The sequence below is a fragment of the Sphaerisporangium sp. NPDC051017 genome, from assembly GCF_040683095.1.
GTDB lineage: Bacteria > Actinomycetota > Actinomycetes > Streptosporangiales > Streptosporangiaceae > Sphaerisporangium.
This window is the reverse complement of sequence record NZ_JBFBCI010000043.1, coordinates 22,600-42,763: the sequence shown is the minus strand read 5'-3', so window position 1 is coordinate 42,763 and position 20,164 is coordinate 22,600. Positions and strand designations below refer to the sequence as shown.

Here is a 20,164-nt window from a genome sequence, read left to right as displayed (position 1 = left end):
GGTTTTGAGTGGATGCGGTCTTCTTCGACATGGACGGGCTTCTCGTGGACACCGAGAAGCTCTGGTTCCAGGTCGAGTCGGATGTGATGAGACGTCTGGGGGCCGCGTGGTCGGACGCCGATCAGGAGAACCTGGTCGGCGGTTCCATGCCGGCGACGGTCGCGTACATGATCAAGGCCGGCGGCTCCGACCGGTCCCCCGCCGAGGTCGAGGCATGGCTGGTCGACGGTGTGCTCGCCCGGCTCGCCGACGGCTTCGAGACGATGCCCGGGGCCATGGAACTGCTGGGCGAGGTCCGCGCGACGGGCCTGCCCGTCGCCCTGGTCACCTCGTCCGCCCGGGTGATGGCCGACGCCATCCTCGACGGCATCGGCCGGCGCGACCACTTCGACGTCATCGTGACCGGCGACGACGTCCGGAACTACAAGCCCGACCCCGAGCCGTACCTCATGGCCGCGCGCCTGACGGGCGTGGACCCGGCGAAGTGCGTCGCCCTTGAGGACTCCCCGAACGGCGTCGCCGCCGCCACCGCCGCGGGCTGCGCGGTCGTGGCCGTCCCCAGCATCCTCCCCATCGCCCCGGCCCCGAGGCGTCTCGTGGCCGAGTCCCTCAAGCAGGTCGACGTCGCGGCCCTCCGCGCCCTCTCCATCTCCTGAACCCCTTCCCGGTGGCTCCGCGCCTTGGACGACGGTCCACCCTGAGGCGGGTCTCATGAGGATCATCCTCCCTTAGGGGACGTCCCCTCCTTGGGAAGGAGGGGACGGGCGCGTACCAGGTGCCAGGATGGAACGGAAAGCCATGACAAGGGGGCGAAGCCGTTATGTCGTTCGACCAGATCGCCTGGTTGCCGTTGTGCGGGGGCCTGACCGCCGTGGGCCTGGTGCTGAGCTTCCTGGCGTTCCGCAGGCGAGGCGCGGGCGCCGGGCTGCGCGCCGCCGCGTGGTCGCTGATCCCGGTCGCCGCCTACCTGACCGGAGCGCTGCCCGCACTCTGGACGATGGGCACCGCCGCCGTCGGCTTCGTCACCGGCCTGGTGTTCTCGCCGAAGGTCTGGGCGGGCGTCGCCGTGGCCGGCCTGGCCGCCCTGCTCTTCCTGGTCTCGGGCGTCCTGCGCGGCAGGACCCTCGGCGAGTCCCGCACCCGCCGCCGCGCCAAGCAGGACCCGGCCGCTCAGCCGTCCGCGGGGCCGTCGCCGACCCTCCCGTCCGTCACGGCCCCCACCCAGCCGAACCGCCCGCCACTCCCCAAGCGTCAGCCCACCACGGCCGCCGCTCCCGATGACGGCCTCGGCGACATCGAGGAGATCCTCAAGCGCCGCGGCATCAGCTAGCGACGAGCGTGAAGCACGCCCGGCGGTGAGGGGGACACATCGGTCGGGGCGTGGCCGGGCGAAGGTCGAGGTGGCCTCCGTGCGGTGGGCGGCGCCAGGGCCCTCCACCGCACGGATGTGGCGGTCGCGCGTCCGGCCACGGGCTCGCGTAGGGCTGACAGGCGCCGGTGGCGAGCGTCGCGCGCGGGCGGGGGCACGTACGGCATGCCCTCGTCCGGCGTCGACGCCTCAGGACATACCCGGATCTTCGCCCGCGCACCCGTGAGTATGGGGCCATCGCGGGAGCCGGTACGTTGATCATCGGGTTCCCCGGCACCGGTGCTCGCGTCCCGCGCGGCGGGGTCGCGGTGGGTAAGGAATTCGGCGGGTGATCAGGTCACATTGCCATAACGGCGTGGCGATGGCCGTGTGGCTTCCGAGGAACGCGTAGCGTCCTCGGTATGGTCGGCCACCCTCGACCGGGTCCCTGTTTCGCGGGGCGTCGCGCCCCGCGGGCGGCGGCCTCCGGGGGCCGCGAGCGCGTGCGCCACGGCGCATCCGCGCGGCGTGTCACGGATCCGAGACACAATGCGGACAGGCCCCGAACAATCGGTCCAAGATCGATACGAATGAATTTCGCATGAATCACAGTTGAGCCACATAGCGTGCGCAGGTACTGGTCAGTGCAGCTCAGCACGTAGATTCTGCGTCCGGGGCCGTATACGCGGTCTCCCATGCAACATGGGGCGATGCCCGCCCGCCACCTCCGGCCGGGCGGCGCGCCAGACGGACTACGTCGTCTGGGATCCAGGGGGCCGACACTTATGACCGCACCGCTCGACGTCTCGGGCTCGGAGCTCGAAGCCGCGCCGGAAGCCGTGCTGGACGGGCAGGCCAGGGCGATCCAGGGCAGGTCGCTCGGCCAGATCGCGTGGACGCGCCTCAAGCGCGACAAGGTCGCCCTCACCGGCGCCGGGGTCGTGATCTTCCTGATCCTCGTCGCGATCTTCGCTCCGCTGATCGTCGGCTTGATCGGCCATCCCCCCAACGAATTCAACCAGGACCTCATCAGCTCCGAGACGCTGGCCCCGAAGGACGGCACCGGCATCGGCTGGGACCACCTGTTCGGCGTCGAGCCGCTCAACGGGCGCGACATCTTCAGCCGCGTCGTGTACGGCGCCCGCATCTCGCTGCTGATCGCCTTCCTGGCGACGCTGCTGTCTGTGGTGATCGGGACGCTGCTCGGCGTCATGGCCGGGTACTTCGGCGGCTGGGTCGACTCGGTCATCAGCAAGACCATGGACGTCTTCCTGGCCTTCCCGATCCTGGTCTTCGCGATGGCGCTGTCCGGCATCGTGCAGCAGGGCAGCGACAGCGCGTTCGGCCTGACCGGCGACACGCTCAGCGTCACCCTGCTGATCTTCATCATCGGTTTCTTCAACTGGCCCTACATCGGGCGCATCATGCGCGGCCAGACGCTGTCGCTGCGCGAGCGGGAGTTCGTGGACGCGGCGCGAAGCCTGGGCGCGCGCGGGCCGTACATCATATTCCGCGAGATGCTGCCCAACCTGGTCGCGCCGATCCTGGTCTACGCGACCCTCCTCATCCCGACGAACATCCTCTTCGAGGCGGCGCTGTCGTTCCTCGGAGTCGGGGTGCGCCCGCCCACCGCGACCTGGGGTGGCATGTTGTCGGACGGGGTGCGGTTCTACACGATTCCGCACTTCATGTTCTTCCCCGGTATGGCGATCTTCATCACCGTGCTGGCCTTCAACCTGTTCGGTGACGGACTCCGCGACGCCCTCGACCCAAGGGCCCGATGAGCTCGATCCGGTTCCCCCGTTAGTTCCCTGGCCTCGACAACAAGGGGTTGTGTAGATGAAGAGAAAGACCACGCTGGGGGTGACCGCCCTGAGTGCGGTTCTCGCCCTGGGGCTGGCCGCCTGTGGCGGCGGCACCGCCACGTCGCCGAGCTCCTCCGGCTCGGCGCCGGCCTCGAGCGGAGGTGGCGACGCACCCAAGGCCGAGTTCAACGCGGCCCTGGACAAGGTGTTCAACCCTTCCGACAAGAAGGGCGGCATCCTGAAGTTCGCCAACGCGGGTGACTGGGACTCCCTGGACCCGGCGGACACGTACTACGGCTACTCGTGGAACTTCGTCCGGCTCTACGGCCGGTCCCTCGTGATGTTCAAGCCGGCGCCGGGCAAGGAGGGCAACCAGCTCATCCCCGACCTCGCCGAGAGCCTGGGCGTCCCGAGCGACGGGGCGAAGACCTGGACGTACAAGCTGAAGCAGGGGGTGAAGTTCGAGGACGGCACCCCGATCACGTCCAAGGACGTGAAGTACGGCGTGCTGCGGTCGCTGGACAAGGAGGTGTTCCCCGACGGGTACACCTACTTCAACGAAACCCTCGACCTGCCGAAGGACTACAAGGGCCCCTACAAGTCCAAGGGCGTCAACACCGACAGCGCGATCGAGACCCCGGACGACCAGACGATCGTCTTCCACCTGAAGCAGCCCTACAGCGGCTTCGACTACTTCGCCCAGCTCCCGGCGACGATCCCGGTGCCCGAGGCCAAGGACACTGGCGCCAAGTACCGCGAGCACGTGATCTCCTCCGGGCCGTACAAGTTCGACAAGAACGAGATCGGCAAGGGCTTCAACCTGGTCCGCAACGACAACTGGGACCCGGCGACCGACCCGAACCGCAAGGCGCTGCCCGAGGGCTACGAGGTCTCGACGAACGTCAACGCCGACGACATCGACAACCGGATCCTCGCCGGTGACCTGCACGTCGACATCGCGGGCACGGGCGCCCAGCCGGCGACCCTCGGCCGGGTGCTGACCGACCCGAACCTCAAGGCCGGCACCGACAACCCGACGCTGACCCGCCTCTGGTACACCTCGATCAACGGCAACGTGAAGCCGCTGGACAACATCGACTGCCGCAAGGCCGTCGAGTACGCCGCGGACAAGGTCGCCTACCAGACCGCCTACGGAGGCGAGTTCTCCGGCGGGCAGATCGCGACCAGCCTGATGCCGCCGCTGATCCCCGGCCACAAGGACATCAACCTGTACCCGGCCGGCCCGGACAACCACGGTGACGTCGCCAAGGCCAAGGAGCACCTGACGGCCTGCGGCCAGCCGAACGGCTTCTCGACCAACATCTCCTACCGGGCCGAGCGTCCCAAGGAGAAGGCGACCGCCGAGGCGCTGCAGCAGTCCCTGGCCAAGGTCGGCATCAAGCTGACGCTGAAGCCGTTCCCGCAGGCGGACTACTTCGCGCTGTACGCCGGCAAGCCCGGGTACGCCAAGTCCAACGGCATCGGCCTCGCCGTCAACGGCTGGGGCGCCGACTGGCCGGACGGATACGGCTTCCTCAGCCAGATGGCGGACAGCCGCGTGATCCGCGAGACCGGTGGCTCCTCCAACGTCAGCGTCCGCGACCCCGAGGTCGACAAGATGTTCGACCAGGCGGCGCAGGAGACCGACATCGCCAAGCGCGAGGCGATCTGGGGACAGATCGACCAGAAGGTCATGGAGGACGCCTTCATCCTTCCGGGACTGTGGGCGAAGAGCCTGCTGCTGCGCGGCAAGGGCGTGACGAACGTGTACATCAACGACGCGTTCAGCATGTACGACTACCTCAACATGGGCGTCCAGTAAGCGCCCCTGAGCACCCGTTCGATCCGATAGACACGTGAACGCGGCAGGGGGCCGGCCGACCGGCCGGCCCCCGGAGCCGGGGGGACTGTGGTCACATACATCATCCGGCGCCTGATCTGGGGTGTCTTCATGCTCGCCATCGTGAGCATGATCACCTTCGCCATCTTCTTCCTGGTGCCGCGCCTGGCGGGCGCCACCTCGGAGAGCCTCGCCACCCGCTACGTCGGGCGTACCGCCACCGCCGAGGACGTGAAGATCGCCACCGAGCGGCTGGGCTTCAACGATCCGCTGATCGTGCAGTACGGCCGGTTCGCCAAGGGCATCGTCGCGGGCGCCGACTACGACTACGGGCCCGGCGTCGAGCGCTGCCCCGCGCCGTGCTTCGGCTACTCCTTCCTCACCCGGCTCCCGGTCTGGCCGGACCTGCTCAACCGGTTGCCCGTCACGATGTCGCTGGCCTTCGGCGCCGCGATCATCTGGCTCATCACCGGCGTGGCGACCGGAGTGGTGTCGGCGCTGAGACGCGGCAGCGTCTTCGACCGCGCGGCCATGACCGTCGCGCTCGCGGGCGTGTCGCTCCCCATCTTCTTCACCGGCATCGTGTCGCTGGTGGCGTTCAGCTACGGGCGCCCGCTGGCGATCATGGCGCCGGGCGGCAGCTTCACCCCGTTCTTCGACAACCCCGCCCAGTGGGCCTACAACCTGATCCTGCCCTGGATCACCTTGGCCTTCCTGTACGCCGCCGGGTACGCCCGGCTCACGCGGTCGGGCATGCTGGAGACGATGAACGAGGACTACATCCGCACGGCTCGGGCGAAGGGCCTGGCCGAGCGCACCGTGGTCTTCAAGCACGGCCTGCGCGGTGCGCTGACCCCGATCGTCACCATCTTCGGTCTCGATGTCGGCCTGCTGATGGGCGGCGCGGTGCTGACGGAGAGCACGTTCTCGCTGCCCGGCATCGGCAAGTACGCCATCGACGCCATCGTCAGCCAGGACCTGCCGAAGGTCATGGGCGTCACGCTGGTCACCGCGTTCTTCGTCGTCGCGGCGAACCTGATCGTCGACATGCTGTACGCGGTGGTCGACCCGAGGGTGAGGCTGACGTGACCGGTGACCATCGGGCGGGCGGCCGCATCGGCGCCCGGGCGGCGAAGGAGGGTTCGTGAGCTTTCTCGAGCTGAACGACCTGCGCATTCATTTCCCCACGGACGACGGCCTTGTCAAGTCGGTCGACGGCCTGTCCTTCGAGCTGGCGCGCGGCAGGACGCTCGGCATCGTCGGCGAGTCCGGGTCCGGCAAGAGCGTCACCAGCCTGGGCATCCTCGGCCTGCACAAGGGTGGCCGGGCGAAGATCTCCGGCGAGATCTGGCTGGACGGCGAGGAGCTCGTCGCCGCCGGCGCCGAGCACGTGCGCACGCTGCGCGGCAAGAAGATGGCGATGATCTTTCAGGATCCGCTGTCCGCGATGCATCCGTACTACACGGTGGGCGCGCAGATCATCGAGGCGTACCGGATCCACAACAAGGTGAGCAAGGCGGTGGCGCGCAAGCATGCCGTCGACCTGCTCGGCCGGGTCGGCATCCCGCAGCCGGACAGGCGGGTGGACAGCTACCCGCACGAGTTCTCCGGCGGCATGCGCCAGCGCGCGATGATCGCCATGGCGCTGTCGTGCGACCCCGAGCTGCTCATCGCCGACGAGCCGACGACCGCGCTGGACGTGACCGTCCAGGCGCAGATCCTCGACCTCATGCGCGACCTGCAGCAGGAGTTCAACTCCGCGCTGATCATCATCACCCACGACCTCGGCGTGGTGGCCGAGCTCTCCGACGACATCCTGGTGATGTACGGCGGCAAGTGCATCGAGTACGGCACCGCCGAGGACATCTTCGAGCGGCCCGAGCACCCCTACACCTGGGGCCTGCTGGGCTCGATGCCCCGGCTCGACCGCGAGCGCACCGAGCGGCTGACCCCCATCAAGGGCACGCCCCCGTCCCTCATCAACGTGCCGTCCGGCTGCGCGTTCCACCCTCGCTGCGCGTACGAGCCCCGGACCGGCGGCAAGGGCAGGACCGAGGTGCCCGAGCTCCTCGAGACCGAGGGCGGTCACCTGGTGCGCTGCCACATGTCGCGCGAGGAACGCCGCGCCGTCTGGGAGCAAGAGATCAAGCCCACCCTGGAGTCCGTGTGAGCGAGCAGTCCGAGACCCTGCTGTCCGTCCAGGGACTGGAGAAGCACTTCCCGATCACCAAGGGTCTGATCAAGCGCCAGGTCGGTGCCGTCAAGGCGGTCGACGGGCTGGACTTCGAGGTCCGCACGGGCGAGACGCTCGGCCTGGTGGGGGAGTCGGGCTGCGGCAAGACGACCACCGGCCGCCTGATCACCCGGCTGCTGGAGCCCACGGGCGGGAAGATCCTCTTCGAGGGCCGCGACATCACCCACATGTCGCAGGGCGCGCTGCGCCCGCTGCGCCGCGACATGCAGATGATCTTCCAGGACCCGTACAGCTCGCTGAACCCGCGCCACACCGTCGGCGCCATCGTCGGCGCGCCGTTCCGGATCCAGGGCGTGAAGACCGAGCACGGCACGAAGAAGGCCGTCCAGGACATCCTGGAGCTGGTCGGGCTCAACCCCGAGCACTACAACCGCTACCCGCACGAGTTCTCCGGCGGGCAGCGGCAGCGCATCGGCATCGCCCGCACGCTGGCCCTCAAGCCCAAGCTCATCATCGCCGACGAGCCGGTGTCGGCGCTCGACGTGTCGATCCAGGCCCAGGTCGTCAACCTGCTGGAGGACCTGCAGAACGAGCTGGACCTGACCTACGTCGTCATCGCGCACGACCTGTCGGTGGTGCGGCACATCAGCGACCGCGTCGCCGTCATGTACCTCGGCAAGATCGTCGAGCTGGCCGAGAGCAAGAGCCTGTACGAGACGCCGATGCACCCGTACACGACCGCGCTGCTGTCGGCCGTGCCGGTGCCCGACGTCAAGCGCCGCGCCGGCCGCGAGCGCATCCGCCTCCAGGGCGACGTGCCGAGCCCGCTCAACCCGCCGCCGGCCTGCCGGTTCCACACCCGCTGCTGGAAGGCGCAGGAGATCTGCAAGACCATCGAGCCCCCGCTCGCCGAGATGGCCACCGGCCACCGCGTCGCCTGCCACTTCCCGGAGAACACGCCCAAGAACGCCGTCCAGGGCGACCCGGCCCCGCAGGCGCCCGCCTGAGCGCGCGCCCGTCCAGGGCCCCGGACGTGGCCTGAAGGGGCCGTTGCTCTAGGGCGGCTCTAGGGGATCGCGCCCGGGGTGATCAACCCCGTCTCGTAGGCCAGCACCACGGCCTGGACGCGGTCGCGCAGCGCCAGCTTGGTGAGGACGTTGCCGACATGGGTCTTCACGGTGGTCTCGCTGACCACCAGCTCGGCGGCGATCTCGGCGTTCGACATGCCGCGGGCGATCAGGCGCAGCACCTCCAGCTCGCGCTCGGTCAGGCGGCCGACGCGGGCCGGGGTGGCCTGCTGGTGGGCCGAGGGCAGGTGGGTGGCGAACTTGTCCAGCAGCCGCCGGGTCACGCTCGGCGCGACGATCGCGTCGCCGGCCGCGACCACGCGGATCGCCTGCACGAGCTCGTCGGGCGGGACGTCCTTCAGCAGGAAGCCGCTCGCGCCCGCGCGGAGCGCCTCGACGATGTACTCGTCCAGGTCGAACGTCGTGAGCACCAGGACGCGGGGCACGTGCGCGCCGGGGGCGGCGTCGCGGACGATGCGCCGCGTCGCGTCGATGCCGTCCACGCCGGGCATGCGGATGTCCATCAGCACGACGTCGGGCAGCAGCGCCCGGGACTGGTCCTGCGCGGTGGAGCCGTTGCCGGCCTCGCCCACCACCGTGATGTCGGGCTCGGCCTCCAGGATGAGCCGGAAGCCGGTGCGCAGAAGGGGCTGGTCGTCGACCAGCAGCACCCGGATCGTCATGTGTCAGTCCTTGAGGGGGAATCGGGCCCGTACCTCGAATCCGCCCCCCTGCCGTGGGCCGATCCGCAGAACTCCACCATAAAGGGCGACGCGCTCACGTATGCCGACCAGACCGTGCCCGGGACGGTCACCGGGGCCGCGGGTGAGCCCGCCCGTCCCGCCACGCCCGTCGTCCTCGACGTGCACGAGCAGTTCGTCCCGCTCGCGGCGCACGGTCACCCACGCCCGGGCGGCGGGCCCCGCGTGCCGCAGGCTGTTGGTGAGGGCCTCCTGGACCAGCCGGTAGGCGGCCAGGTCGATGCCGGGGGGAAGGACCGCCTGCTCGCCCTCGATCCAGAGCTGGGCGCGCAGTCCGGCCTCGCGCATCTGGTCCACCAGCACCGGCAGGTCCGCCATGCCGGGCTGCGGGGCCAGCTCGCCGCTCTCGCCGTCGGTGCGCAGCACGCCGACGATGCCGCGCATCTCGCGCATCGCCGTCCTGCCCATCTCCTCGATGGCCACCAGCGCGTCCCTGGCGGCCTCGGGGCGGGTCTCCAGCACCTTGCGCGCGGCGGCCGCCTGGACGGTCATCACGCTCACGTGGTGGGCGACGACGTCGTGCAGCTCGCGGGCGATGCGCGAGCGCTCCTCGGCGCGTGCGGCGCGGGTGTCGGCCTCCCGGGCGCGTTCCAGCCGCTCGGCGCGGTCGACCAGTTCGGCGGTGTAGGCGCGGCGCAGCCGTACCGAACGGCCCACCAGCCAGACCGCCAGGGCCACCACGAGGACGAACACGTGCTCGCCGAGGCCCCCGGGTTCCCAGGCCATCAGCACGCCGGCGGCGTAGGAGGCCGACAGGATGGCGGCCGCGACCAGGCTCAGGGCCAGCCCGCGGTAGGCGGCGACGGTGTAGAGCAGGACCAGGGCGGCCAGGCCCGTCAGCCCGCCGTCGTACCCCATCACCATGAGGGCGAGCTGGGGCGCCTCCGCCGCGCAGAGCAGGACGAACGGCCAGCGCCTGCGGAACGCCACCAGAACGCAGGCCGCCAGGATGAGCGCGCCGCCGAGGAGGTCCGGATCGCGGAGCGGCAGGCCGGGCAGCGGCACGTCCGGCGGCTGAGGAATGGGGAGCATGGTCGTCACGAACGAGGCCACCGCCAGGACGAGGGCGAGAACCGAGTCGACGACCAGGGGGTGGGTTCTCAGCCAGGCTCGCGGACTGCCGGGGGTGGTGCGCACCCTCTCAATTTAGGACGACTTCTTCGCTCGCCACCCTGCTGAGGAGGGATATCGCCCTCATCCCCGGGAAGGACCCGCGGCGCCGGCGTGACCTGCGCCACGCCGGGCTCACAGCTCGTCGGTCGCCGAGCGGCGCGAGCCGCGGACCGCGTCGCCCGGGCGGCGGTCGGGCACAGGAGGAGGGGTGCCGCCCCATTCCGGGCACAGGGCCTGGTAGTCGCACCAGTCGCACAGGCGGCTGCGGCGGGCGCGCCACTCGCGGGTGGTGAGCGAGCGCTCGATCGCCTCCCACAGGGCCTGCACCTTGCGCTCGGTCGCGCGCAGGTCGGCCTCGTCGGGGGCGTACCGCAGGACCTCGCCGTTGCCGAGGTACATCAGCTGCAGCACGCGGGGGACCGTGCCGTGCAGCCGCCACAGCACCAGCGCGTAGAACTTCATCTGGAACAGCGCCTTGGCCTCGAAGTCGGGCCCCGGGGCGTTGCCGGTCTTGTAGTCGACCACGCGCAGCTCGCCGGTCGGCGCGACGTCGAGCCGGTCGATGTAGCCGCGCAGCATCAGCCCGCTGTCCAGCACCGCCTCGACGTACAGCTCGCGCCGGGCGGGCTCCAGCAGGCGCGGGTCCTCCAGCGCGAAGTAGCGCTCCAGCATCTGCCGCGCCTGGGCGAGCCACCGCCCGCGCTCGGCGTCGTCCTCGAACAGGGCGGAGTATTCGGGCACCTGGCCGAGCAGCTTGTCCCACTGCGGGTCGAGCAGGGACTGCGCCGCGGCGACGGTGCGCTCGGCCGCCGGCAGGTCGTACAGCCGCTCCAGCACGGCGTGCACCAGAGTGCCGCGGACGGCGGCGGGCGAGGGCCGCTCGGGAAGCTGGTCGATCACCCGGAAGCGGTAGAGCAGCGGACATGTCATGAAGTCGCCCGCGCGTGAGGGGGAGAGGCTTCCGGTGATCGCGGGCGGCTCCGTGATGCTCATGAACGGAACTGTAAGTCAGCGCACCGACACTTCGCCCCAGGGGTGCGGCACGTGATCGGCCTATCGCCCGCCGCGGGCGCGTAGCATCGAGGCACAAGGAGGGAAGACGACAATCATGAGCACCCAGACCCCGCAACGGCCCGAGTCGCCGGGGCTGCGCATGGGACGCCCCTTCGGCATCCCCGTGTACGTCTCGCCGACGTGGCTGATCGTCGCGGCGTTCATCACCTACACGTTCCAGCCCTACGTGTCCGATGGGCTCCCCGGCAGGGGCACGGTCGTCACTTACCTCGTCGCCTTCGTGTTCGCCGTCTTCCTGTACGTCTCGGTGCTGCTCCACGAGCTGGCGCACTGCGTGGTGGCCCGCCACTTCGGGCTGCCCGTGCGCCGCATCACGCTCTACCTGCTCGGCGGCGTCTCCGAGATCGAGCGGGAGCCGGAGACGCCCAAGAGGGAGTTCCTGGTCGCCTTCGCCGGCCCGCTGGTCTCGCTCGGGCTGGCCGGCATCGGCTGGGTGGTGAACCTCTTCATCCCCCAGGAGACCATCCCCCATGTCCTGGCCTACCAGCTGTGGCTGTCCAACCTGATGGTCGGCGTGTTCAACCTGCTTCCCGGCCTTCCCCTGGACGGCGGCCGCATGCTCCGCGCCGGTGTGTGGAAGATCACCCGCAACTCGGGCTCCGGCACCATGGCGGCCGCCTGGTTCGGCCGCGGCCTCGCGGTCGTGCTGGTCGTCGTGCCGCTGCTGCCGTCGTTGATGACCGGCCAGCAACCCACGTGGGGGCTGGTGCTGTGGTCGGTGCTGCTGGCGTCCTTCATCTGGATCGGCGCCAGCCAGTCGCTGCGCGTCGCCAAGGTGCGCGCCCGCATGCCGCAGGTCCAGGCCCGCGCGCTGGCGCGGCGCGCGATCCCGGTGACGGCCGAGGTCCCGCTGGCCGAGGCGATGCGCAGGGCGCAGCAGGCCGAGGCGGGCGCCATGGTCGTCGTCGACCACGAGGGGCATCCGATCGCCATCGTCAACGAGTCGGCGGTGGCGGCCACGCCCGAGCAGCGGCGGCCGTGGGTGACCGTCGGCTCGCTGGCGCGCAGCCTCGATCCCTCGCTGGTGCTCCCCGCCGACCTGTCCGGCGAGTCCCTGATCGACGCCATGCGCGGTTCCCCCTCGGGCGAATACCTGCTGGTCGAGCGCGGCGGCGAGGTGTTCGGCGTGCTGGTCACCGCCGACGTGAACCGCCTGTTCACGGGGGTCTGACCGTCCGTTGTCAGGCATTGTCGGGCACGGCCGGGCTCGCGGCTCCGCCGCCCACGCGGCTTTCCGTGCAGAGGGCGCCGAGCGTGCCCGAAGTGTATGATTCGCCCGCGCCGGTGCAGGTAGGACATCCGCGGTGGTTTTTGCTACGGTCCGATGCCATTGGAAGCGTTTCCGGCCTCGTCCCGCCCACCGACCGCCCTCCGGCCCCGGTGCGCGATCGTCCGGATATGTGTTTGGCTGGTGGCGGGTGGGGCCGGCGCGGGCGTCGTCCGTCCGGTCGTGTGGCCTGGGGAGGAGAGTTCTGTGACGGAGCAAGGCGTGGGGGTGGTACGCCCGCTCCCCGGCGACGGGCTGATCGCCCACATGGGCGGCCTGTTGCTGGTGTGCGACGCGGCCGACGCCGTGGCCGACGACCTGGTGGCGGCGGTGCGCGAGACCGCGGCCGCCGGAGGTGACGGCCGGGTGCTCGCCCGGCGCGCCGCCCAGGTCCTGGCGCGGACGATGACGGCCGAGCCGATCGCCTGCGCCGTCGCGGGCCGCGCGGGCGGCGGCATCGCGGTCCTGGTCTGCGGGGACGCCCAGGCGTCCATCACCGGGCCGGGCACCGACGTGCACCTGGACGGCAAGAACGCCCTTACCTGGACCGACCGCCTGGTCACCACCCCGGTGACCTCGGTGGAGCTGCGCCTGCCCGGCGCCGGGCGGCCGCTGCGGCAGACCCGGCTGGACTCAGGGGTGATCCCCGGCGGCGGCGTCGTCTCCGACCTCGGCGAGGACGCCGGCCCGCAGGCCGTCCCCTCCCGGCCGGCCGAGTCCTCGAGTCCCGCGCCGCTGGGCGAGCCGTCGTATCCGGCCCCGGTGGGCACCGGCCCGTCCCCGGCGGTCCCCGACCCTGTGCCTTCCTACGACCCTGTGCCTTCCTACGAGCCCGCGCCGTCCTACGACCCGGCGCCGTCCTACGAGCCGTCCTTCGGTTCCGAGCCGGCGGGCGTCCCGTTCGGCCTGGGCCACGGCCCGGCCGAGGTCCCGCCGCCCGTCACGGCCGCGCTGCCGGTGAACGTCCCGCCGCCTCCCTCCGACCTGGCCGGGCCGCCCCCGCGCGAGTACGAGCAGCCGCCCGCGCCGCTGACCGACCCGGAGTCGCCCCGCGCGGGCTCGGCGGGTCCCGGCCCGGCGGAGCAGGAGTACGACCCGTTCCTGCTGTCCCCCGATCCCGGCGACCACGGCGGGACGCCCGGGTCGATGCTGGAGCCCACCGAGATGGGCCCGGCGCCCGAGCCGCTGAGCCGGCCGATGGTCTACGGCGTCGACTGCCAGAACGACCACTTCAACGACCCGCGGGTCCCCTACTGCGCGGTGTGCGGCGTCGCCCTCGTGCAGCGCAACCTCGTGCCCTACAAGGGCGAGCGCCCGCCGCTCGGGGTGCTCCTGCTCGACGACGGCGTGGCCCTCACGCTCGACGCCGACTACCTGCTCGGGCGCGACCCCGACCGCGCGCCCGAGGTCACCTCCGGCGAGGCCCGCCCGGCGCGGGTGACCAGCCCGGACGGCTCGGTCTCGCGCCGCCACCTGCGGGTGCGGCTCGACGGCTGGGACGTCAACCTGCTGGACCTGGGGTCGGTCAACGGCACGCAGGTCCAGCCGCCCGGCGACCCGAACTTCTACGACATCCCGCCGAACGAGCCGGTGCCGATCCTGCCCGGCACCACCGTGCGCATCGGGGTCTCGCGCACGATGCGCTACGAATCCCACCGCCAGGCCTGACCTGTTCGGGGCGCGGCGTGTTCTGGAGGAGGAGGGAGGAAGGGGTGAGGAACGAGCCCCTTCCGAGTGACGACGGAAGAACATCGCCTGAAGTGCGCCCCGAACACGCCGTGCCGGAGGCGCGGCCATAGGCGAAGTCCGGGAAGGGCCGCGCCCGGTCCTACCGTCCGTCCTCGCGGCCCCGCGGGGCGGGGGCGGTGGTGACACTCCGGCGGGCGCTCTCGCGGGCGCTGAGCGCGGCACGGCCGATCACGCCGATGAGCTCCTCCTCGCTCAGCACGCGCGGCTCGCCGATCATCTTGGCCTGGACGTAGACGGCGCACAGCCACTCCAGCAGGCGCGCCCCCTCCAGGGCCTGCGTCAGGTCGCCGCCGAGCGCCACGGCCCCGTGGTTCTGCATGAGGGCGGCCTGCCGGCCCGTCAGCGCCTCGCGGACGTGCGCGGCCAGCTCCGGGGTGCCGTAGGTCGCGTACGGGGCCACGCGGACGGCGCCGCCGAGCAGCAGCGCGTTGTAGTGGATCGGCGGCAGTTCGGTCATCGTCGTGGAGACGACCACGGCGTACCGCGAATGGGTGTGCACGACGGCCGCGGTGCCGGTGCTCTCGTAGATCGCCAGGTGCATGGGCACCTCGGAGGACGGGGCGCGCGAGCCCTCCACCATCTCGCCCGACAGGTCCAGGACCGGGCAGTCGGCGGGGGTCAGCTCGTCCAGGGCGACCCCGCCGGGGGTGACCGCGACCAGGTCGCCGGCGCGCACGCTGACGTTGCCGGACGTGCCGAGCACCAGCCCGTCCCGGACCATGCGGCGGCCGGTCTCGCACAGCCGCTCGCGCTCCTCGGCCAGCCTCATGCCCTCTCCGTCTCCGTCTCCGTCCCCGTCGCGGTCCCGGCCTCCGGGGGGACGGGCGTGGCGAGGCGGTCCAGCTCGGCCGTCATCAGCCGCCGGAGCGTCTCGGGGGAGACGCGGTCGGGGTACAGTAGCCGGTGGGCGCTGAGCCCGTCGACCAGCGCGAGCAGCCGCTCGGCGACGTCGTCCAGGTCCTCGCCCACGGCGATCTCGCCGGCCGCCGCGGCGGCGTCGAGCAGGGCGCGCACCAGGTGGCGCAGCTCGGCGGCCTCTTCGCGCTGGACCTCCAGCAGCGTCCCCCCGGCCAGGCTCCGGCCCCAGAAGCCGACCTCCAGGGCGGTCTCGCGGGCGCGCTCCTCGTCCAGGGGCAGGTTGTCCAGCAGCAGCTCGCGCAGGGCCGACAGCCCGGTGCGCCCGGCCAGCTTGTCCTTCAGCCGCCGCACGATGTGGCGGTGGGAGGCGCGCAGCGCCGACAGCAGGATGTCGTCCTTGTCGGCGAAGTAGTGGGTGAGTACGCCGTTGGAGTAGCCGGCCTCCTTGGCGATGGCACGGGTGGTGGCCGCTTCGATGCCCTCGCGCAGGATGACCCTGCGGGCGGCGTCCACCACCTCCTCGCGGCGCCCCTCGTGATCGACGATCTTCGGCATCCCTGGTCCCCTCGGTGGAAGGCTTGACATTGTAGTCGGACGCCCGTCTATTATCCGGCAATCCCGGAACACCGCGGAAGGAACCGCCATGACCGTCCTCACGCTCGGGGTCCACATCGTCGACGTGCTCGCGAGGCCGGTGGAGTCCATCCCCCAGGGGCAGGACACCCACCTGCTGGAGGAGATCCGCCTCACCGCCGCCGGCGCCGCCGCGGGGGTGGCCGTCGACCTCGCCAAGCTCGGCGTGCCGGTCGCCTCGGCCGGAGCGGTCGGCGGCGACGAGCTCGGCGACTTCCTGCTCATGATCATGGCGCGGCACGGCGTCGACGTGAGCGGTGTGGCGCGCAAGCCGGGGGAGCGGACGGCGGCGTCGATCCTGCCGATCCGCCCGGACGGAGGCCGTCCCTCGTTCCACGTGCCCGGCGCCAACCTCGGCCTGTCCCTCGCCGACCTGAATCCCGACCTGGTCACCGGGGCCCGCCTGGTGCACCTTGGCGGCATGGACGCGACCTGGGGCCTGCACGACCCGGCCTTCCTGGAACTGCTCGGGGCCGCGCGCGCGGGCGGCACGGTGGTCACGATGGACCTGCTGTCCAACATGGCCGACCTCATGCCCGCCACCCGGGCCTTCCTGCCGTACGTCGACCACTTCCTGCCGAACGAGGAGCAGGCGCTGATGATCAGCGGGGCGTCCGGCGTGGAGGAGGCCGCCCGGCGGCTGCTGGAGGAGGGGCCTTCGGCCGTGCTGATCACCCTCGGCGCCGAGGGCAGCCTGGTCGCCACCGCCGCGGGCACGGTCCGCGTCCCCGCGCTGGACGTGCCCGTCGTCGACACCACCGGCTGCGGCGACGCCTACTGCGCCGGGTTCATCGCCGGGCTGCTCGACGGACGGGACGTCGTCGCGGCGGCCCGTTTCGGTACGGCCGTCGCCGCCCGGGTTGCCGGAGGGCTCGGGTCCGACGCGGGGCTGGACGGCCTGACGATCAAGGACCTCGACGCCGCCGAGACCCCCACAAGAGGCCCCGCGGAGGGCCGCGCCCCCGAGTCCGCCCAGGCCGCCCACGGCATCGAAGGGATCTAGAGCACATGGCAGACACCACCCCCGGACGCGACGCGTCCCTGCGCGAGCGGGCCGCCAAGGTCGTCCCCGGCGGCATGTACGGCCACCTCAACGCCGCGATCTTCACCCCCGCGTATCCGCAGTTCTTCGTCCGGGGCGAGGGCTGCCGCCAGTGGGATGCCGACGGGCGCGAGTACGTCGACCTGATGTGCAGCTGGGGCCCGGTGATCCTCGGCCACCGCCACCAGGCGGTCGAGGCCGCCGCGGCGGCACAGCGGGCCTCGGGGGACTGCCTCAACGGGCCCGGCCCGATCATGGTGGAGCTCGCCGAGCTGATGGTGGACACCATCCCGTCGGCCGACTGGGTCATGTTCTCCAAGAACGGCACCGACGCCACCACCCAGGCGCTCATGGTCGTCCGCGCCGCCACCGGACGCGCCAAGGTGCTCGTCGCCCACGGCGCCTACCACGGGGCCGACCCCTGGTGCACCCCGAGCACGGCGGGCACCACCCCGAACGAGCGCGCCGACCTCGTCGAGTACCCCTACAACGACCTCGCGGGCGCGGAGGCCGCCGCCGCGTCGGCGGACGGCGACGTCGCCGCGATCATCGTGACCCCGTTCAAGCACGACTCCTTCGAGGACCAGGAGCCGGTGGACCCGGCGTTCGCCCGCGGCCTGCGCACGCTCGCCGACCGGATCGGCGCCGCGCTGGTGATCGACGACGTCCGCGCGGGGTTCCGGCTGGACCTGCGCGGCTCGTGGGAGCCGCTCGGCGTCCGCCCCGACCTGACGGCGTGGAGCAAGGCCATGGCCAACGGGTACGCCATCGCCGCCGTCACCGGGACCGACGCCCTCCGCGGTCCCGCCCAGACCCTGTACTCCACGGGCTCGTTCTGGTTCTCGGCCGTGGCGATGGCCGCAGCCAAGGCGACCATCGAGACCCTCCGCGACATCGACGGCGTCGCCCTGATGGAGCGCGCGGGCACCCGCCTGCGCGAGGGCCTCGCCGCGCAGGCCGCCGCGCACGGGTTCACCGTCCGCCAGACCGGCCCCGCGCAGATCCCGTGGCTGTCCTTCGAGGGCGACGCGACGCTGGAGAAGGGCATGTTCTGGGCGGACGCGTGCCTCGCCGAGGGCGTGTACCTGCACCCGTGGCACAACTGGTTCATGTCCGCGGCGCACACCGACGCCGACATCGACCGGGCGCTCGCGGGCACCGACGCCGCGTTCGCCAGGCTGCGCGCCAAGTTCGGCGCCGGCTGACGGCACTCCGAGAGGTCCGCGCCGCCCGGGAGGTCAGCCCCGCAGGCGGACCCACTGGATGTCGTCGTGGCGGGTGCCGTCGACGGCCGGCAGCAGCGCTCTGATCACGGCCTCCCGGGTGAACCCGGCGCGCTCCAGCACGCGCTGGGAGGCCGTGTTGACCGCCGCCGTGCCCGCCACCAGCCGGTACAGCGGCGTGGCCTCGTACGCCCACCCGGCCAGCAGGTTCACCGCCCGGGTCATGAACCCCCGGCCGCGGAACCGGCTGTGCAGGCTGTAGCCGATCATGGCCTGGCCGAGCGGCGGGACGATGTTCATGAGCTGGATGTGCCCGGCGAACGCGCCCGTCGCGGCGTCCCTGACGCTCATCTCGGCGCGTTCGCCCGACAGCCACCACGTGCCGGTGTACCGGCAGCGGCGGACCGTCTCCTCGCGGTCGGGGACCTGCGGGGGCACCATGTAGATGTAGGAGTCCGGCTCGCTCGCCATCTCCTGGTAGGAGTCCACGTCGTCCAGGGTCAGTGGCTCCAGCCGCACCATGCCGTCGCTCAGCGACCCGCCGGGCAGGCCGGGCAGGTAGGAGCGCTGCGGCTCGCCGGGGTCGCGGGCCAGGCGGGCGAAGGCCACCATGTCGGCATGGCCGCCCCCGCGCCGCGGGCCGGCGTCCCGCAGGACGCCCTCGCGCCGGTGGCCCGCCGCCATCGCCACGCGCTGGCTCGGCAGGTTCTCGACGTCGGCCAGGATCTCCACGCGGTGCGCACCCTGGGCGAACACCCACTCGGTCACCGCCCGGACCGCCGCCGAGGCCACGCCCCGGCCGCGCGCCCAGGGGGCGAGGTGGTACCCGACCTCGAACACACCCCGGGTGTCGGGCGGCTTCACCTCTATGTCGCCCAGCCATCCGCCCCCCGCGGCGTCGGCGATCGCGAAGGTGGCGCCGCCCGCGCTCCAGATGGCGGCCGCCCCCTCGGTGATGTACCGAAGCGCGTCGTCGAGGGTGTACGGAAAGGGAAGCGCGGGGAGCAACCGCGCGGTCTCGGGGTCGGCGCAGGCGCGGGCGATGGTTTCCGCATCGCCCTCAATGGGCGGGCGTAGTACGATCGGCCCTGCGTGGATGGTGTCGCGGGGGAGCATGTTCCAGTGCTACCAGCATCGGGACGCCGAGGGCGAACGCTTATCGCACCGGCCCCGGCCACCCCAGAAGGCTCGCCGTCCATCACCGGTGGGTCGCGCGCGAGTATAGCCTAGCGGGCATGGGTTTTCGCAGGCACGGGCCGTTCCGGCCCGGTGATCAGGTACAGCTCACCGATCCCAAGGACAAGCGCCACACGGTGACGCTCCGTGAGGGCGCGCAGTTCCATACGCACAAGGGATCGATCCCGCACGACGACCTGATCGGCCTGCCCGAGGGCTCGGTCGTCCGCTCCTCCGGGGGGACGTCCTACCTGGCCTTCCGCCACCTGCTGCAGGACTACACGGTGTCCATGCCGCGCGGCGCGGCCGTCGTCTACCCCAAGGACTGCGCGCAGATCGTCGCCATGGCCGACATCTTCCCCGGGGCGCGGGTCGTGGAGGCCGGGGTCGGGTCCGGCGCGCTCACGTGCTTCCTGCTGCGGGCGGTCGGCGAGTCGGGCACGGTCACCTCCTACGAACGGCGCCAGGATTTCGCGGACGTCGCGCGCAAGAACGTCGAGAAGTTCTACGGCGGCCCCATGCAGGGGTGGCGGCTGGTGGTGGGCGATCTGGTGGCGTCCCTGGACGAGACGGACGTCGACCGGGTGATCCTCGACATGCTGGCTCCGTGGGAGTGCGTGGACGCCGCGGCCAAGGCATTGACCCCAGGGGGTGTGATCTGCTGTTATGTCGCGACCACGACTCAGTTGTCGCGAACGGTGGAAAGCCTCCGTGATCACGGAAGTTTCACCGAGCCGCATTCGTGGGAAACCTTGGTCCGCGACTGGCATGTCGAAGGGCTCGCCGTGCGACCCGGTCACCGCATGGTCGGCCACACGGGGTTCCTCGTCATCGCCCGTCGCATGGCGGACGGCGTCACGCCCCCGCCGAGACGCCGGCGTCCTGCCAAGGGCGCTTATGGGGAGGATTCGGCCATATGACCTCTGGAATCCACGTGTGGCGTTTCGGTAAACAATCATGCTCAGTGGCATGGGCGGGGAACAGATCCGCCTCCGTAGCTGCTTACTAGCAATG

18 protein-coding genes are annotated in these 20,164 nt (G+C 71.5%); 12 read left to right on the top strand and 6 right to left on the bottom strand.

Features of this window, described 5'->3' with window-relative positions; all coding sequences use genetic code 11:
- The first annotated feature begins 8 nt into the window (after positions 1 to 8).
- The 7 genes from AB0M95_RS28415 to AB0M95_RS28385 all read left to right on the top strand — a co-directional run bounded on the left by AB0M95_RS28415 (position 9) and on the right by AB0M95_RS28385 (position 8,194).
- Positions 9 to 656, top strand: coding sequence for an HAD family phosphatase (locus tag AB0M95_RS28415; RefSeq protein WP_358521648.1), 648 nt, complete (start codon positions 9 to 11; stop codon positions 654 to 656).
- A gap of 164 nt (positions 657 to 820) precedes the next feature.
- Positions 821 to 1,330, top strand: a complete 510-nt coding sequence (locus tag AB0M95_RS28410; RefSeq protein ID WP_363770801.1) for a cellulose synthase — start codon at positions 821 to 823, stop codon at positions 1,328 to 1,330.
- An 803-nt stretch (positions 1,331 to 2,133) separates the two neighbouring features.
- A complete protein-coding gene (locus AB0M95_RS28405; protein ID WP_363770798.1) occupies positions 2,134 to 3,132 on the top strand; it encodes an ABC transporter permease in 999 nt (332 codons plus the stop codon).
- Positions 3,133 to 3,187: 55 nt separating this feature from the next.
- On the top strand, positions 3,188 to 4,975 hold the full coding sequence (locus tag AB0M95_RS28400; RefSeq protein ID WP_363770795.1) for an ABC transporter substrate-binding protein: 1,788 nt from the start codon (positions 3,188 to 3,190) through the stop codon (positions 4,973 to 4,975).
- Between the two features lie 87 nt (positions 4,976 to 5,062).
- On the top strand, positions 5,063 to 6,082 hold the full coding sequence (locus AB0M95_RS28395; RefSeq protein WP_363770792.1) for an ABC transporter permease: 1,020 nt from the start codon (positions 5,063 to 5,065) through the stop codon (positions 6,080 to 6,082).
- 55 nt (positions 6,083 to 6,137) lie between these two features.
- The gene (locus tag AB0M95_RS28390; RefSeq protein ID WP_363770789.1) at positions 6,138 to 7,163 is read left to right on the top strand and encodes an ABC transporter ATP-binding protein; all 1,026 of its coding nucleotides are present in this window, start codon (positions 6,138 to 6,140) and stop codon (positions 7,161 to 7,163) included.
- Positions 7,160 to 8,194, top strand: a complete 1,035-nt coding sequence (locus AB0M95_RS28385) for a dipeptide ABC transporter ATP-binding protein (RefSeq protein WP_363770786.1) — start codon at positions 7,160 to 7,162, stop codon at positions 8,192 to 8,194. The genes AB0M95_RS28390 and AB0M95_RS28385 overlap by 4 nt, the downstream gene beginning before the upstream one ends.
- Positions 8,195 to 8,253: 59 nt before the next feature.
- On the opposite strand, the gene AB0M95_RS28380 is transcribed toward AB0M95_RS28385, so the two are convergent.
- From AB0M95_RS28380 to AB0M95_RS28370, 3 genes are all read right to left on the bottom strand, one after another.
- Positions 8,254 to 8,937, bottom strand: a complete 684-nt coding sequence (locus tag AB0M95_RS28380; RefSeq protein ID WP_363770783.1) for a response regulator transcription factor — start codon at positions 8,935 to 8,937, stop codon at positions 8,254 to 8,256.
- Positions 8,938 to 8,940: 3 nt separating this feature from the next.
- Positions 8,941 to 10,152 (bottom strand): sensor histidine kinase, encoded by a 1,212-nt coding sequence (locus tag AB0M95_RS28375; RefSeq protein ID WP_363770780.1) that lies wholly within the window; start codon positions 10,150 to 10,152, stop codon positions 8,941 to 8,943.
- A gap of 108 nt (positions 10,153 to 10,260) precedes the next feature.
- Positions 10,261 to 11,121 (bottom strand): PD-(D/E)XK nuclease family protein, encoded by an 861-nt coding sequence (locus AB0M95_RS28370; RefSeq protein WP_363770777.1) that lies wholly within the window; start codon positions 11,119 to 11,121, stop codon positions 10,261 to 10,263.
- 115 nt (positions 11,122 to 11,236) lie between these two features.
- Between AB0M95_RS28370 and AB0M95_RS28365 the strand changes: the two genes are divergently transcribed.
- Both AB0M95_RS28365 and AB0M95_RS28360 read left to right on the top strand, forming a co-directional pair.
- Positions 11,237 to 12,373, top strand: a complete 1,137-nt coding sequence (locus AB0M95_RS28365) for a site-2 protease family protein (protein WP_363770774.1) — start codon at positions 11,237 to 11,239, stop codon at positions 12,371 to 12,373.
- A gap of 303 nt (positions 12,374 to 12,676) precedes the next feature.
- Positions 12,677 to 14,137 (top strand): FHA domain-containing protein, encoded by a 1,461-nt coding sequence (locus AB0M95_RS28360; protein ID WP_363770771.1) that lies wholly within the window; start codon positions 12,677 to 12,679, stop codon positions 14,135 to 14,137.
- Between the two features lie 160 nt (positions 14,138 to 14,297).
- On the opposite strand, the gene AB0M95_RS28355 is transcribed toward AB0M95_RS28360, so the two are convergent.
- Both AB0M95_RS28355 and AB0M95_RS28350 read right to left on the bottom strand, forming a co-directional pair.
- Complete coding sequence (locus AB0M95_RS28355) at positions 14,298 to 14,987, bottom strand: class II aldolase/adducin family protein (protein WP_363770768.1); 690 nt, start codon at positions 14,985 to 14,987, stop codon at positions 14,298 to 14,300.
- Positions 14,984 to 15,631: a TetR/AcrR family transcriptional regulator gene (locus AB0M95_RS28350; RefSeq protein ID WP_363770765.1), complete on the bottom strand. Its 648-nt coding sequence runs from the start codon at positions 15,629 to 15,631 to the stop codon at positions 14,984 to 14,986. Before AB0M95_RS28350 ends, AB0M95_RS28355 begins: the two co-directional genes overlap by 4 nt.
- Positions 15,632 to 15,719: 88 nt before the next feature.
- On the opposite strand from AB0M95_RS28350, the gene AB0M95_RS28345 reads away from it, so the two are divergent.
- Both AB0M95_RS28345 and AB0M95_RS28340 read left to right on the top strand, forming a co-directional pair.
- Positions 15,720 to 16,712 carry a sugar kinase gene (locus tag AB0M95_RS28345; RefSeq protein WP_363770762.1) on the top strand — a complete coding sequence of 331 codons (993 nt, stop codon included), beginning with the start codon at positions 15,720 to 15,722 and terminating at the stop codon, positions 16,710 to 16,712.
- Between the two features lie 5 nt (positions 16,713 to 16,717).
- A complete protein-coding gene (locus tag AB0M95_RS28340; RefSeq protein ID WP_363770759.1) occupies positions 16,718 to 17,956 on the top strand; it encodes an aminotransferase class III-fold pyridoxal phosphate-dependent enzyme in 1,239 nt (412 codons plus the stop codon).
- A gap of 33 nt (positions 17,957 to 17,989) precedes the next feature.
- Here the strand turns inward: AB0M95_RS28340 and AB0M95_RS28335 are convergent, their stop codons facing one another.
- Positions 17,990 to 19,090, bottom strand: a complete 1,101-nt coding sequence (locus AB0M95_RS28335) for a GNAT family N-acetyltransferase (RefSeq protein WP_363770756.1) — start codon at positions 19,088 to 19,090, stop codon at positions 17,990 to 17,992.
- A 119-nt stretch (positions 19,091 to 19,209) separates the two neighbouring features.
- Between AB0M95_RS28335 and AB0M95_RS28330 the strand changes: the two genes are divergently transcribed.
- Positions 19,210 to 20,070: a tRNA (adenine-N1)-methyltransferase gene (locus AB0M95_RS28330; protein WP_363770753.1), complete on the top strand. Its 861-nt coding sequence runs from the start codon at positions 19,210 to 19,212 to the stop codon at positions 20,068 to 20,070.
- Positions 20,071 to 20,164 lie beyond the last annotated feature (94 nt).

Bases quoted from the DNA above. Each gene is read 5' to 3' on its own strand.
- AB0M95_RS28410 (WP_363770801.1), top strand. From the start codon at position 821: ATGTCGTTCGACCAGATCGCCTGGTTGCCGTTGTGCGGGGGCCTGACC.
- AB0M95_RS28405 (WP_363770798.1), top strand. From the start codon at position 2,134: ATGACCGCACCGCTCGACGTCTCGGGCTCGGAGCTCGAAGCCGCGCCG.
- AB0M95_RS28400 (WP_363770795.1), top strand. From the start codon at position 3,188: ATGAAGAGAAAGACCACGCTGGGGGTGACCGCCCTGAGTGCGGTTCTC.
- AB0M95_RS28380 (WP_363770783.1), bottom strand. From the start codon at position 8,937: ATGACGATCCGGGTGCTGCTGGTCGACGACCAGCCCCTTCTGCGCACC.
- AB0M95_RS28370 (WP_363770777.1), bottom strand. From the start codon at position 11,121: ATGAGCATCACGGAGCCGCCCGCGATCACCGGAAGCCTCTCCCCCTCA.
- AB0M95_RS28365 (WP_363770774.1), top strand. From the start codon at position 11,237: ATGAGCACCCAGACCCCGCAACGGCCCGAGTCGCCGGGGCTGCGCATG.
- AB0M95_RS28355 (WP_363770768.1), bottom strand. From the start codon at position 14,987: ATGAGGCTGGCCGAGGAGCGCGAGCGGCTGTGCGAGACCGGCCGCCGC.
- AB0M95_RS28350 (WP_363770765.1), bottom strand. From the start codon at position 15,631: ATGCCGAAGATCGTCGATCACGAGGGGCGCCGCGAGGAGGTGGTGGAC.
- AB0M95_RS28345 (WP_363770762.1), top strand. From the start codon at position 15,720: ATGACCGTCCTCACGCTCGGGGTCCACATCGTCGACGTGCTCGCGAGG.
- AB0M95_RS28340 (WP_363770759.1), top strand. From the start codon at position 16,718: ATGGCAGACACCACCCCCGGACGCGACGCGTCCCTGCGCGAGCGGGCC.
- AB0M95_RS28335 (WP_363770756.1), bottom strand. From the start codon at position 19,090: ATGCTCCCCCGCGACACCATCCACGCAGGGCCGATCGTACTACGCCCG.
- AB0M95_RS28330 (WP_363770753.1), top strand. From the start codon at position 19,210: ATGGGTTTTCGCAGGCACGGGCCGTTCCGGCCCGGTGATCAGGTACAG.